The 12248-nt window shown below is 69.8% G+C and carries 13 protein-coding genes and 1 pseudogene; 6 read left to right on the top strand and 8 right to left on the bottom strand.

Annotation, left to right across the window (positions count from 1 at the left end; genetic code table 11):
- Positions 1–86 precede the first annotated feature (86 nt).
- Positions 87–1349, bottom strand: coding sequence for an MFS transporter (locus tag AAF430_24945; protein MEM7413503.1), 1263 nt, complete (start codon positions 1347–1349; stop codon positions 87–89).
- 47 nt (positions 1350–1396) lie between these two features.
- Entirely contained in the window at positions 1397–2341 is a 945-nt protein-coding gene (locus AAF430_24940) for an alcohol dehydrogenase catalytic domain-containing protein (GenBank protein MEM7413502.1), read from the bottom strand.
- A 227-nt stretch (positions 2342–2568) separates the two neighbouring features.
- On the opposite strand from AAF430_24940, the gene AAF430_24935 reads away from it, so the two are divergent.
- The 4 genes and pseudogenes from AAF430_24935 to AAF430_24920 all read left to right on the top strand — a co-directional run bounded on the left by AAF430_24935 (position 2569) and on the right by AAF430_24920 (position 6325).
- On the top strand, positions 2569–4929 hold the full coding sequence (locus AAF430_24935; GenBank protein MEM7413501.1) for a thioredoxin family protein: 2361 nt from the start codon (positions 2569–2571) through the stop codon (positions 4927–4929).
- A gap of 63 nt (positions 4930–4992) precedes the next feature.
- Positions 4993–5394, top strand: coding sequence for a hypothetical protein (locus AAF430_24930; GenBank protein ID MEM7413500.1), 402 nt, complete (start codon positions 4993–4995; stop codon positions 5392–5394).
- 12 nt (positions 5395–5406) lie between these two features.
- Positions 5407–5757, top strand: a pseudogene (locus AAF430_24925) (redoxin domain-containing protein).
- Between the two features lie 10 nt (positions 5758–5767).
- On the top strand, positions 5768–6325 hold the full coding sequence (locus AAF430_24920; GenBank protein ID MEM7413499.1) for a hypothetical protein: 558 nt from the start codon (positions 5768–5770) through the stop codon (positions 6323–6325).
- A 2-nt stretch (positions 6326–6327) separates the two neighbouring features.
- On the opposite strand, the gene AAF430_24915 is transcribed toward AAF430_24920, so the two are convergent.
- A complete protein-coding gene (locus AAF430_24915; GenBank protein ID MEM7413498.1) occupies positions 6328–6942 on the bottom strand; it encodes a hypothetical protein in 615 nt (204 codons plus the stop codon).
- A 112-nt stretch (positions 6943–7054) separates the two neighbouring features.
- Here AAF430_24915 and AAF430_24910 point away from each other — a divergent pair, with 112 nt between their 5' ends.
- Entirely contained in the window at positions 7055–8596 is a 1542-nt protein-coding gene (locus AAF430_24910; protein MEM7413497.1) for a PQQ-binding-like beta-propeller repeat protein, read from the top strand.
- Between the two features lie 27 nt (positions 8597–8623).
- On the opposite strand, the gene AAF430_24905 is transcribed toward AAF430_24910, so the two are convergent.
- The 5 genes from AAF430_24905 to AAF430_24885 form a co-directional block, all read right to left on the bottom strand.
- Complete coding sequence (locus tag AAF430_24905; protein MEM7413496.1) at positions 8624–9025, bottom strand: PaaI family thioesterase; 402 nt, start codon at positions 9023–9025, stop codon at positions 8624–8626.
- 170 nt (positions 9026–9195) lie between these two features.
- On the bottom strand, positions 9196–9606 hold the full coding sequence (locus AAF430_24900) for a Spy/CpxP family protein refolding chaperone (GenBank protein ID MEM7413495.1): 411 nt from the start codon (positions 9604–9606) through the stop codon (positions 9196–9198).
- Positions 9607–9629: 23 nt separating this feature from the next.
- Complete coding sequence (locus AAF430_24895; GenBank protein ID MEM7413494.1) at positions 9630–9914, bottom strand: hypothetical protein; 285 nt, start codon at positions 9912–9914, stop codon at positions 9630–9632.
- A 111-nt stretch (positions 9915–10025) separates the two neighbouring features.
- Positions 10026–10448: a DoxX family membrane protein gene (locus AAF430_24890; GenBank protein MEM7413493.1), complete on the bottom strand. Its 423-nt coding sequence runs from the start codon at positions 10446–10448 to the stop codon at positions 10026–10028.
- A 19-nt stretch (positions 10449–10467) separates the two neighbouring features.
- Entirely contained in the window at positions 10468–10965 is a 498-nt protein-coding gene (locus AAF430_24885; protein MEM7413492.1) for an Rrf2 family transcriptional regulator, read from the bottom strand.
- A gap of 160 nt (positions 10966–11125) precedes the next feature.
- On the opposite strand from AAF430_24885, the gene AAF430_24880 reads away from it, so the two are divergent.
- Positions 11126–12010, top strand: a complete 885-nt coding sequence (locus AAF430_24880) for a hypothetical protein (GenBank protein MEM7413491.1) — start codon at positions 11126–11128, stop codon at positions 12008–12010.
- Positions 12011–12248 lie beyond the last annotated feature (238 nt).

Below are 12248 nucleotides of genomic sequence, written 5' to 3'. Positions count from 1 at the left end.
TGGGTGTTCCTGCCGGCGCATCCTAGCGCGCCGGCCTGGGCGCCGTCCGCGTGAAACGCCGACGGCCCCACCCATCTCACGCGCGATCAGACGCGCTCGGCAGCGTCGGCCAGATCCTCGCGGTAGGTGCGCGTCGCCAGGAAGTAATGAACGCCTGCCCAGAGCAACAGCATGTTCATGAGCGCGAGCGCGTAGCGCAGCGCTTCTTCGCCGCCGAAGAGGTCGCTCATCACGCCCGCCACGACGGGTCCACCGCCGTAGCCGAACAGGTTCATCGAGAAGAGCATCGAGGCCGCGGTCATCGCCCGCATCCGCGGGCCCACCAGCGACTGGGAGCACGCGTGGCTCGCGCCCGCGTACATGTAGGTGCCGACCATGCCGACGGTGAGCAGCACGATGGTGAGCAAGAGGTCGTCGACCAGGTACGCCGCCACCGTAAAGGGCACCGACACGACGGCCCCCAGGCCGAGGCAGCCGATGCGCCAGCGCGGATCCCGGGGCGCGAGCCGATCGCCGACGGCCCCACCGAGGTAGGTACCGAAGCCACCGGCGAGCATCGTCATCGCCCCGATCAAGAGCCCGGCCTGACTGCTGGTGAGGTCGTGGACGCGCAGCATGAAGGCGAAGTTGAAGCTCGCCGTCGCCGCGAGGGTCATCGTCTGGATCGACGCCGCGAGCATGAGCTGTCGCAGCGAGGCCATCCCGAGCAGGGTGCGGAGCACTTCGGGAACGGGAAGCAGCTCTTCCTGAGGCCCACGCTCGGGCTCGCGCAGCAACAGCAGCACGAGGCCCGCCACGGCGAGGCCGGGCAAGCCGACGATCCAGAACACCTGCCTCCAGGAGAACGCGTCGGCGAGCGCCCCTCCTCCGGCCACTCCGACGAAGATGCCGATCGGAATCGCCATCTGGTAGGTCGACAAGGCGCGCCCCATCTGCGCCTTGGGGAAGGTCTCGGTGAGGATCGACTGGGCCGCGGGTGCCGCACCGGCTTCGCCGATGCCCACGCACACCCGCGCCGCGAACAGCGACCAGAAGCCGCGGGCGAAGCCGCAAGCGGCGGTCGCCAGACTCCAGAACGAGAGCACCGACGTCACGACGAGCTTGCGGTTGGTCACGTCGGCGAGCCGACCGAGAGGGAGACCGGCCAGCGTGTAGAAGACGGCGAAGGCCAGGCCGACGACGATCCCCACTTCGGTGTCGGAGAAGCCGAACTCCTTGCGGATCGGCTCCACCAGGACACTCATGATCTGGCGGTCGAGCTGGCTCATCACGTTGACGAGCATCAGCGTGCCGAGGCTCACGAAGGCGGCGCGGCGGCGGGCGCCGGTGAAGTCGTTCTCGTCGATCATCGGGCGGGATCTCAGCTCTTCCCGTGCGCCGGCGCAACGCGGCGGGGTCAGGGCTCGATCACGACCTTCAGGGACTCGGAGTCGCTCGCGGCGAACGCGAAGGCCTCCGCGGCGGCGTCGAGCGGAAACCGGTGGGTGTTCACGACCTCGGCGATGCGCGGGTTGCGTCCCAACAGCGTCGCCGCCGCATCGACGTCCCTGCCGGTTGCGCTGTGGCCGTAGAACGCACCGAATACGACCGTCAGCTCCTTCACGAACGCCGTCGTGAAATTCCAGGTCTTCGGGGTGTAGTAGCCCGCCACCAGCGCCAGGGTTCCGCCCGGGCGACACCACTCGGCCGCTCGGTGGATCGCCGCCTCGGTGCCCTCGGCTTCGATCACCAGATCGTACTGGCCGCTCGGCTCGATACCGGCACCCAGACGCGCCGCGGCCTCGTTCTGGAACGAGCGCTCGCCCTCGAAGTCGACCTGCTTGGCACCGCGGGCGATTGCGGCGGCCACCGCGAGGACGCCGAAGCCGGACCGGTTCGCCCCGACGACCAGCATGCGAGTGCGTCCCGTCGCGCGGGCGAGATCGAGGGTGTGCAGGTGGATTGCCAGGGGTTCGATCAGGTTCGCGCCGTTCTTCGCATCGAGGCCGCGCGGCAAGGGCACGATCGAGCCAGCGGGGACGACCACCTCGTCGGCCATGCCGCCGTCCTGGCCGACTCCGATCAGTCGCTGGTAGCCCTCGACACACCAGACCGCGTCCCCGTTCCGGCAGAGTTCGCAGTGTCCGCAAGGAACGGTCGGCTGGACGCCGACCGGCGTTCCGTCATCGAGCACACCGGCGAACTCGTGGCCCATCGTGAACTGGAGCGGCCCCATCTCCGATAGCGCGAGGTCGGTCTGGCAGATCCCGATCGACTCGACGCGGATGCGCACACCGTCACCGTTCGGCGTCGGCAGCTCGACCACGTCGATGCCCTTCTCGGTTCTGCGCACACCTCGCATGGTCCGCTCTCCCTCGGCCGCTCGGGGCGATTGAAGCACAGACCTTGCACGCTCGGAGCGCATCGCTGAGGGCGAGGTGCCACGGCAAGATCACCGGATCGAACGCCCGAAACCCACGCCAGAGCCCCTGGCTTTCCAGGAAGCGGAGAGGTCCCTATCGTCTTTCCGAATTCCTGGGCCTCCTGCGTGAGGCCCGCTAGAACGCGCCCAACACGAGTCCCCAGCGCATGTTCCAGGAACCCGCACCGGTGTCGGTGCCCCGATCCAACCCTCGCGCGCAGCGCGTTCGCCTCTCGGCGCTACGCGCGCTGACGCTCGTGGGGGTGCTGCTGACCCTGGCCCTCCCCGCTCTCGCAGCGCCCGGGCCGACCGGCGAGGCGGCCCTGGGCGTCGACGATGCGCGGGTCCGCGCCGAGCTCGTCGTCGACGCGGACCGCGTGGCGCCCGGCGATCGCGTTCGCGTCGGGGTCCTGCTCACCCTGGATCCGGGCTGGCACATCTATTGGGAGAATCCGGGCGACTCGGGCGCCGCCACCCAGATCGCCTGGAACGCTCCCCAGGGCGAGGTCGGACCGCTCCGCTGGCCGGCACCACACGTGTTTCGCGAAGCGGACGGCCTGCTGACGACCTACGGCTACAAGGACGAGGTATTGCTGCACGCCGAGGCGCGCGTCGTGCCAGCTGCGTCGGACGCCTGGAACCTCGAAGCCCAGGTCCGCTTCGTCGCGTGCCTCACCGCCTGCATTCCGGGCCGCATCGAGCTCGCGCACGCCGTTCCCGTCGGCGAGACGCGTACGCCCGCGGAGGTCTCGGTTCGCCAGCGCTTCGACCTCGCGGCGTCCCGGGTGCCGCAGCGTCCGCGCGCGCTCCAGGCGAACGTCGCCGCCCGCGCTGCGAAGCCGACCGCGGTCGACGAACCCGTTGCGGTCGTGCTCGAGATCAGCTCCTGCACGGAAGCCGGTGCGGACTGCCGCCCCTGGATCCTCGACACACCCTACGCCGACCAGGCGTTCCTCCCCCTCGAGGCGTCGGACGTGGGCTTCTCGGCGCAAGGGCTCGCGCGCGCGCCGCAAGCGGGCGTGGACGGTGACGAGACCCGCGGCTTCTCGCTCGTCTTGCACGCCGAGTCCTTCGAAGGGGAACAGGCGCTGGATGGCATGCGCCTGCGCGGCATCGTTCCGCTCGCCCGCGCCGACCAGGCGGCGCACCTCGCGGTGGACATCCCGCTCGTCGTCGACGCCAACGAAGCGTCCGCCGGGACCTTCGACGTGATCGCCGCCCTGCCCTCGGCCCCCGACGAGCCGAAGGCCACCGAGGCGCCGCAGCCCGATTCCCCGTCGTTGGCTTTCGCGTTGCTGCTCGGGCTGGTCGGCGGGTTGATCTTGAACCTGATGCCCTGCGTCCTGCCCGTGCTCGCGATCAAGATCTTCGCCGTCACCCAGCTCGCCCAGGCCGAGCGCGGGCACGCCGTGCGACACGGCCTCGCCTATCTCGCCGGCATCGTCGCGTCGATGTGGGCGCTCGCCGCGGTCGTGATCGCACTGCGTTCGGCAGGAGCTGCGGTCGGCTGGGGCTTCCAGCTCCAGAACCCGATCTTTCTGGCGGCGATCTGCACGATCCTCGTCGTGTTCGCGATGAACCTCTTCGGTGCGTTCGAGATCACGCTGCAACCGTCCGGACCGGATCTCGGGCCCGCGGTCGGACCCCCGGCGACCTCGCGAAGCTTCTTCGAGGGCACCCTCGCCGTCGCCGTCGCGACGCCGTGCACCGCGCCGTTCCTCGGAACGGCGGTGGGCTTTGCCTTCGCGAGCTCGGGGCTGGTGATCGTGGCCATCTTCACTGCGATCGGAATCGGCCTCGCGGCGCCCTTCGTGCTGGTGACCGTCGTGCCGGGCTGGTCCCGCTTCGTCCCGCGCCCCGGCGCCTGGATGCTCCGCGTGCGCCAGGCGCTCGCCTTCGCCCTCCTCGCCACCGTGATGTGGCTGACCTGGGTGGCAGGACGGGCCGCGGGCGTCGACACCCAGTCCCTGCTGCTGGCCTACCTGGTCGTCGTCGCGTTCCTGGCGTGGCTCTTCGGAATCGCCCAGGCAGCAGCGCGCACCGGCTGGGCCCGCAGCCTGGCCGCCGCGACACTCGCCTTCGTCGTCGGGGCGCTCGCCATCCTGCCCTTCGACGCGGCGCCGCCCCCGGACACCCGAGACCGCGTCGCCGACTCCGGCGACGGGATCGCCTGGGTGGCTTTCGACCCCGCCGCGATCGCGCGCGAACGCGCAGCGGGCCGCCCCGTGTTCGTCGACTTCACCGCCGACTGGTGCATCACCTGCAAGGTCAACGAGACCGTCGTGCTCTCGCAGGACGCCGTCCGCAACGAGCTCGAGCGCTGGAACTACGCGGTCTTCAAGGCCGACTGGACCCGGCGGGACGACCGGATCACCCGCGCGCTGGGAACCTGGGGCCGCGCCGGTGTGCCGATGTACCTCGTGTATCCCGCCGACCCCGCGAAGTCGCCCGAGCTGCTCCCAGAGCTCTTGACCCTCGACGACACGGTCGAAGCTCTCGCGGCCGCAGGGCGAGAAGCCGGCATCTGAACGCTGCGGCGTACTAGAATCGGCGCGGCGTGTTCGCCGCGCCCCGAGAACGAGGAGGCCTGCGTGAGTGCCTTGGCGAATCTAGGAAACCGGTTGGCCCTGGTGGGGCTCGCGCTCGCCGTCGGCTCGGTGATGACGTGGTTCTCGCTGGCGGAAGCGGTCGACCTCCCCCAGAGCCGCGTTCTCTTCGTCGCAGCCTGGCTGAGCGCCGCCGCGCTCGGCGTCGCGGCCTTCGTGATGAAGGCAACCTGGCTCGGCCGGATCGCGGCGCTGCCCGCGATCGTGCTCGGGCTCTTCCTGACCTTCACCGTGAGCATCAGCGAGCAGATCCTGCCGCCGAACGCGATCCAGGTGGGCGACACGATCCCGGACTTCAACGCGCCCGACGACCACGGCGAACTCTTCGACTCGGCACGGCTGCGCGGCAACCCGGTCCTGATCAAGTTCTTCCGCGCCCACTGGTGACCGTACTGTGTCGCCGAGTTGCGGCGATGGGAAGAACTGCGAAGTGAGTTCGACGAGCGCGGCGTACAAGTGCTGACCGTGAGCACCGACCACCCGGAGGACATCCGCAAGGGTCGACGGGCCCACGGGCTGCAGGCGACCATGCTCTCGGACCGCACCCTGGCGGTGACCGACGCCTTCGGCCTGCGTAACGAGGGTGCCCACTCGGGCGACCCACGAGACGAGATCGAAGCGCTGCCCGTTCCCGCGTCACTCCTCGTCGATGCCAACGGCAAGGTGCTCTGGATGGACGTGGCCGAGAACTACCAGCGGCGCTCGGGGCCCGAGGTCGTATTGGCTGCCCTCGAAGCCCATCTCGACTGAGGTGCAGCGCATGCGCGTCTTCCGATCGAGCCACTCTGGAGCGCGAACGCGGCTGGCTGCTCCGGTAGCGCTCTTGTGCTGCGCGCTGTTCGCCAGCGCCACCGCGGCCGAGAACGCTTCGGACCCGGGCGACTCCTACATCGGCGTCTGGCAGCTCGACGGCGACGCCTCCGACCCCATCGGACCGCTGCTCGAGGTGATGGAAGCGCCCTGGGTCGCGCGCAAGATGGCCGACGTGATGGAGCCGACCCTGACCATCACGCCACTCGGGGACGGCCTGCGCATCGTCAACGAGAACCCGATCCAGACCACCGACACGCCCATGCCCGCGGATGGCGTCGAGCGCGAGCGGAAGGACCCGCTCGGGCGCAAGGTCGTCTCGAGCGAGGTGTGGAACGACGCCGGCGAGCTCGTCGTGACCCAGCAGAACTACGTCGATGCGGACCGCATCGTCGTCATCACGTCGACCTGGGCCCGCGTGGACGACCACCTCGAGCTGCGGAACCGGATCGACACCGACGACGGCCCGATGCGGATTCGCCGGGTGTTCCGCGCCAAGACCCCGTAGCCCTATTCGGGCGCGGCGGGTGCGAGCTCCAGGATGCCGAAGGTCCGCCCGGCGGCGCGCCCGGCCAGGACGTAGAAGACGTTCGCCGCCCAGCCGAGGTCGCCGTACTTCGCGTCGAAGAGCTCGGTGATCCGCGCGACGAACTCGGGCGGCGCGTCGTCGAGCCAGTGCAGCGTCGGGCGACTCCGATGGACGCTGCCGCCGCGCACCCATTCCAGCGTCGCCTGGCTCCCGATCGCGGCCAGACGCTCCCGCGAACCGTCGTAGAAGACGACCGGGTGGCCCGTCTGCGCATCGTCCACCACCCACACGCGCAGCTCCGAGAGCTCGCCCGTGACGGGATCCAGCGGTCGCAGCACGACGACCTCGCCGCTCTCCCACCCGAGGTAGACGGAGCCGAGCGCGACGCCCCAGAGCGCGGCCCAGCCCGCGAGCAGACCCGCCGTCCAACGCACGTCCGCAGCGCCGGGCCGCCACAGGGCCTTCGTGAGCATCGCGCTGCCCGCCACGAGCCCCAGACCGGCCAGCAGCCCGCCGCGCGTCATGAGCAGGGCGAGCGAGAGCCCGGCCAGGCCGATGGCGAGCAGGAGCGTCGTCGCGCGCGTGGACCCGAGCATCGGCGCGGACGCTATCACGCACCGCGGTGTCTCCCTGGAGCCAATCGGGCGCAGACCGACGGCGCCAATCGCGTCGGGCGTCGAACGCGGCCGCGGCCATATACTCGCGCGCATGATTTCCTTTTCGTCGATTCGCGTTCTCCCGATGGCCGCAGCCGCCATCGGACTGCTGCCCTCGCTGGCCCAGGCCGAGCCGCCCTTCGCGAACGGCCCGGGCTACGCGCGCACCACCTGGGCCGCCGTGCACGGCGACTCGCGCAACTCGGACTACGTCCCCGTGCGGCTGCCCACGACGATGAAGCCGACTTGGCACGTGCTCGAAGGCTCGGGGAGCTGGACGGCACCTAGCGTGGCGCCCGATGGCCGACTCTTCGTCACCACCGGTCGCGGTCGCGGCACGAGCCACCTGCACGCCATCTCACCCGAGGGAGCCATCGTGTGGGAGAGCGACGTGTACGAGGACGACACCCAGCTCGGGCCCGGCGCCGTGACCAGCGCGCCGATCATCGGGGACGACGGTGACGTCTACGTCGGCGACGCAGACCAGTTCTGGGCCTTCCACCCCGACGGCCGCGTGAAATGGGTGACCGAGGTATCGACGCTGGGCGTCGCTGGCCCCTTCGTCACCGGCATCTTCATCGGAGGTCATGTGGGAGGCGTGAGCGTCCACGGCCAGGTGGTGCTGCTCTCGCGCGCCGATGGATCCCTCGCGGTGCCCGTGCTCGAGCTGCCGGGCGGTGCCAGCCCCGATGGCCCTCCAGTTCCCGATTGGCTGTGGGAACCCGGCTTGATGGATCGCGAGACCCGCGAGCGCGCCGAGCGCATCCTGCTCGGCTATCGCTACGAAGTCACGAACTCGCCGGCGGTGCATCCGGAGACCGGGCGCATCTACCTGCTCGCCGGCGGACGCAGCCTCGAAGAAGGCCTCTTCTACGGCATCGACCTCGCAGACGGTGCGCTTCGCATCGCCTTCGAAACCGTGACCGACCCCGGGACGGGAACCAGCCCCGCCATCTCTGCCGATGGGGAACGCGTCTTCGCCTTCGACGGCGAAGGCAACGTCATGGCCTTCGATGCGACGACGGGCGAAGTGCTCTTCACGACCCCGATCGGCGGCGTCCCGGCGTCCCCCTCGGTCGACAACGACGGCAGCGTCTACGCGCTCGCGCGGGAACGCCTCGTGAAGCTCGACGGTCGCAGCGGCGAGGTGCTCTGGGAACGGAACTACGACGACCTGGCACGACGCCACCTGCCCACGGTCAGCTCCTGGTGGCCCTTCGTCGTGAGCGGGGTGCCGACCAGCGCCATCGACAGCGTCGTCACCATCACCGAGGACGTGATCTGGACGAGCGTCGTGATGGGCTGGGACATGAACGTGTTCGGACGCGCCTTCTTCCACCCGCGCAACACGCGGCTCGTCTCCCTCGACCCCGCGACGGGCGATCTGCTCACCGACTACCCGATCCCGGACACCAGCGAAGGCGGCATCAGCGTCGGACACCAGGGTCAGCTCTACCTCGACATCCTGGCGATCCAGGCGTCGATCGCGGCCGGCGCTCCCTACCGCTGGCTCCTGCCCGAGGCGATGCAAACGCCCCCGCCCACCGGCGGGATCGTGGCCTTCGAGCCCGTCACCGGAGACGAAGCGCCTTAGCGAGGCGACCGCTGCATCGACCTCCGATCAGACGCGCTCGCGGTCGGCCTGACGGTAGGTGTCGGTCAACATGAAGGTGCCCGACGCCTTGGCGATCGAACGCCCCTCGGCGTCGACGAGCTCGGCCTCGGTGTAGGCGAGTCGTTTGGAGAGGTTCACGCAGCGCCCGACCGCCACGAGGCGGCCGGTCTGGACCGGCCGGAAGAAGTTGATCTTCGCTTCGATCGTCGCGCAGCCACGACCCTCCGGAAGCTTCGAGATCACCGCGCGGCCCATCGCCGTGTCGAGCAGCGTGAAGAACACGCCGCCGTGAACACGCTCGGCGGTGCTGAAGTGACGCTCCTCGACCTCCAGGGCCATCTCACAGCGTCCGTCCTCGGAGAGCACCGTTTCGATGCCCAGGCCCCGCACGAATTCGACGTCCGCCATCCCCGCGCCCCTTCCACTCCGGTCTCCGACCCGTTCACGCGGTCGATCGTGACCTCGAAGGATATTCGCCGCGGGGTCGAACGAAAGGCCCGGTCTCGGCGGCCGAGGCCGGCCCCCGCGCCGCGCTGCGGAGGTGCGCGACGCGAGGGCGATGGCCCTGGGTCAGGGCCCTAGTTCTTGCCCACGCGGACGTCGCGGGAACTCCCGACCATGTCGTCCCGCACCTGCAGATAGGCCTCGAACTTCTCGAGCTGCTCGGGGCTGAGCACCTTGCGAATCTCGTCGTCCTCGGCGCGGATCTGCTCGCGCATCTGCCCCTCGAGGCCCGCCACGATGGGCTCTTGCTGCGCGATCGTCTCGCTGTCGTTGGCCGAGCGCGCGCGCCGTAGCTTCCGGGACTCGCGGTTCAGATCCTGGCGCACGCTGCGCTTCTGTTTCCTGTACTTCGCCTGGATCTCCGAGACGACCTTCGCCTGGTCGACATCGAGCCCGAGCTTGCTCTTGAGCGGCGCGTCCGCATATGCGGCCGGCACGATGAACAACAAGCCAACGACGATTCCCACGATGGTTCGAATACGCATCTCGATTCCCTCCAAGGGTTCTTTCAAGGTTTCAGAAACAAGGCGACCGAAGTCGCCGACAAACCGAACGCAACGGCGAAAGACAGCGTCTGGGCACGGCTGAGCTCGCGGCGAACCGCCCGAGCCAGCAGGGACCCGCCGAGCCCCAGGCCCGCGATCACCGCGAGGCCGTGGAGCCCCCCGGTCGCGAGCTCGGAGGGCGGGTTTCCTTCCATCCAGGTGCGGTCCCACATCATCGACAGCGACGTGAGAAGGGTCGCCACCCACACCCCGATCACGGCCACACCGAGCCATCCGAATCGCTGCATCCAGTCCACCCCTCTGGACGCCCTTGCGTCCTCGACGGCGCGGAACCTATCGCCTGGGGCCGAGCGCACCTGTGAACCAGGCCACACCCGGACAGGAATCGTGGATCGCGTTCAGCGCGCCGCCGGCACCGGACGGTGGCTGGCGCCCACCTGTGTGATGAACAGGGCCGCGCCGATCAGGGCGAACCCCTTCAGGAACGACGCCTGCTGGATGGCGCGCATGGCCTCGCCTTCGGCGTAGAGCATCTCGTAGCCGTGAACGGTGACGGTGACGGGAAGCAGGAAGAGCACGATCAACCAGCCCCCGAGGCGGGGGCGCCAGTCGAAGAGGATCATGGCGGCGCCCGCCAGCTCGACGACGCCCGAGACGAGGACCCAGAACTCACGGAAAGGAATGGCTTCGGGCATCAGCGCGACGTAGCGGCCGACGTTCGTGAAGTGCGTGATGCCCGACAGGAAGAACACCCCCGTGAACAGGAAACGCGCGGCCAGGGTGAGGGCGGAGTGATTCGGGAGTCGGTCTTCCTGGAGCATGGTGATTCCTCTCTCGTCTTCAGGCGGGCAGCGCCGCGTTCTGATCGATCCACGCGCGGATGCGCTGCTTTCGCGCGGACGTCGCATCCCGGGCGACGCCGGCGACCACTTCGGTGAGCGGGACCGACGCGAGGGCCTGCCGGTAGCCCTCCTCGGCATGCCGGAACGCCGCCGCGATCGTGCACGGACCCGCGCACTCCGCCGGCGACGCGCCGCAGGGGCCGCTGCGCCGCACTTCGGTGCAGCGGAAGCTCGGCTCGCTGCCTTCGAGCGCGGCGGTGACGTCCCAGAGCGACACGCGCTCGGGGGGGCGGGCCAGCCAGTAGCCGCCCGCCGCGCCGCGCTTCGCCTCGACGATCCCCGCCCGGCTCAGGGCCTGGAGCTGCTTCGCCAGGTACGGGGTGGGCACGCCCAGGAAGTCGGCCAGCGCTTCCCCGGAAAGGGCGGCGCCCGGCGGCAGCAAGGCGAGCAGCGCACAGGTGTGGGCGGCCCACTCGACGCCCTTTCCGATCTTCATGTCGCGTCCGCCTCTCTATTTGCAGATATATCGTATCCACAATAAGTCCCCTCGCCACCCCCTGCGCCAGGTCCCCGCGTCGGACCGGACCTCCCTGCCCCCGCTCTCACTCCCGGTATCTTCTGCAGCGGCGCGCGACGCGCGCTCGGGAGGAAGTCGCATGAAGTGGGCGCTGCTCGTTCTCGCGATCGCCATCCTTGGTGCCGCCGCCTGGCAGCACGCGCGCTACCTCGGCGTGCGGCGGGACGCCGCCCAGGACCTCCAACCGCTCGTCTACGGCGACGACGCGTTTCACCTCATCGTCTACCTGCGCACTGAAGACGATTCCGACGCCGCGGTCCTCGACGCCCTGCGCAGGCTCAAGGCACAGACGGAAGCAGCGCTCACCTGGGTCTACGCCGGCCGGGTCGCCGCGAACGGCGGCTACTCGCGTCAGCTCGGAGACATCCGTTGGACGGCGTGCCTACTCTTGCAGGCACCCTCACGCGCGAAAGCCGACGACGCCCTGGCGGGCCCGCTCGGCAAGGCACTCGCGTCCTTCGCCGACGTGCACGTCCACGGCTTCGATCGCCCGGGCGTCCAGAACCTGCTGTTCCCGCAGCTTCTCGGCCTGCGCAGACTCGCAGCGCTCGCGCGCCGGGAGCCGTCGGCGTTCCCCTTCGTTCGGCGCGAAGGCGATCTCACCATGCCCGAGGCGCGCGAGATCGGCCAGCGGATGCTCCGGGGCGAGCGTCTGAGCCGCGACGCGGCGGTGGTCTTCAACCTGTCCAACCCGGGCACGCCCGAGCAGCAGCAGGCCGACGCCGCATACGTGGGTCGCATGCTGGGGTCGATGGCCGAGGGCGGCTACGGGCCTATCCACATGGGGCGCGCCGTGCGCGTCACCGGCGACGCCGAGTTCGAGAACGTGGCGATCGTCTTCTATCCCGGCGTGCAGTTCTTCGGGGACATGATCCAGAGCGAGTTCTTCCAGGGCATCATTGGCGGCAAGCAGCTCGGCGACAACCAATCGACCATCACGGTTCCGGTGCTCGGCCGGCTCTAGACTCCGCGGCAGCCGGAGGCAGGAAGATCCCCTCTAGCGGCGCGCCCCGAAAGCGGGCACGATCGAGGGGCGCCCCGAGGAGCCACCAGATGACCGAGGCCCAGCCCCCCCCCGCCCCCCCCCCCCCCAGGGGTTCCGCGCGCCCACGAACCCACCGCCAACCCCAGCCCAAACCCCCCCACCCGGGCCCCCACAAACCCGCCGAAGACCCCCCCCGAGATGAGGGGAACAACCCCCC

The sequence above is a fragment of the Myxococcota bacterium genome, from assembly GCA_039030075.1.
In the GTDB taxonomy this organism is placed as follows: domain Bacteria; phylum Myxococcota_A; class UBA9160; order UBA9160; family SMWR01; genus JAHEJV01.
This window is presented reverse-complemented; position numbering and strand designations above follow the sequence as displayed.

Coding starts and splice junctions, on each gene's coding strand:
- AAF430_24940 (MEM7413502.1), bottom strand. CDS start 2,341: ATGCGAGGTGTGCGCAGAACCGAGAAGGGCATCGACGTGGTCGAGCTG.
- AAF430_24920 (MEM7413499.1), top strand. CDS start 5,768: ATGCGCGTCTTCCGATCGAGCCACTCTGGAGCGCGAACGCGGCTGGCT.
- AAF430_24900 (MEM7413495.1), bottom strand. CDS start 9,606: ATGCGTATTCGAACCATCGTGGGAATCGTCGTTGGCTTGTTGTTCATC.
- AAF430_24910 (MEM7413497.1), top strand. CDS start 7,055: ATGATTTCCTTTTCGTCGATTCGCGTTCTCCCGATGGCCGCAGCCGCC.
- AAF430_24895 (MEM7413494.1), bottom strand. CDS start 9,914: ATGCAGCGATTCGGATGGCTCGGTGTGGCCGTGATCGGGGTGTGGGTG.
- AAF430_24905 (MEM7413496.1), bottom strand. CDS start 9,025: ATGGCGGACGTCGAATTCGTGCGGGGCCTGGGCATCGAAACGGTGCTC.
- AAF430_24915 (MEM7413498.1), bottom strand. CDS start 6,942: ATGCTCGGGTCCACGCGCGCGACGACGCTCCTGCTCGCCATCGGCCTG.
- AAF430_24885 (MEM7413492.1), bottom strand. CDS start 10,965: ATGAAGATCGGAAAGGGCGTCGAGTGGGCCGCCCACACCTGTGCGCTG.
- AAF430_24880 (MEM7413491.1), top strand. CDS start 11,126: ATGAAGTGGGCGCTGCTCGTTCTCGCGATCGCCATCCTTGGTGCCGCC.
- AAF430_24945 (MEM7413503.1), bottom strand. CDS start 1,349: ATGATCGACGAGAACGACTTCACCGGCGCCCGCCGCCGCGCCGCCTTC.
- AAF430_24935 (MEM7413501.1), top strand. CDS start 2,569: ATGTTCCAGGAACCCGCACCGGTGTCGGTGCCCCGATCCAACCCTCGC.
- AAF430_24890 (MEM7413493.1), bottom strand. CDS start 10,448: ATGCTCCAGGAAGACCGACTCCCGAATCACTCCGCCCTCACCCTGGCC.